Origin of the sequence: Sodalis-like endosymbiont of Proechinophthirus fluctus (genome assembly GCF_001602625.1) — a bacterium.
Classification (GTDB): domain Bacteria; phylum Pseudomonadota; class Gammaproteobacteria; order Enterobacterales; family Enterobacteriaceae.
Map to the genome: position 1 here is coordinate 1 of NZ_LECR01000083.1, position 236 is coordinate 236.

1 protein-coding gene is annotated in these 236 nt (G+C 57.6%); it reads right to left on the reverse strand.

Annotation, left to right across the window (positions count from 1 at the left end; all coding sequences use genetic code 11):
- A partial coding sequence (locus BG74_RS08135) for a stringent starvation protein B (RefSeq protein ID WP_244267451.1) occupies positions 1-224 on the reverse strand: 224 nt, incomplete at its 3' end.
- Positions 225-236: the final 12 nt, after the last annotated feature.

The window sequence follows — 236 nt, forward strand, 5'->3', positions numbered from 1 at the left end:
CGGGCGCCGAATTGCACTTCATCATTGCCCAGCGCCAGATTCACCACCGCGCGCGGCGCGATATTAAGCACAATTTGCCCGTCGCGGGCAAATTCCATTGGCACCATCACACCGTCCACTTTGGCATCCACCACGAGATGCGGCGTCAGCTGGTTATCAAGCAACCATTCGTAAAATGCCCGTAGCAGGTACGGCCGGCATGGCGAAAGTTGAGTCACCTCCATCCCTTTACCCCC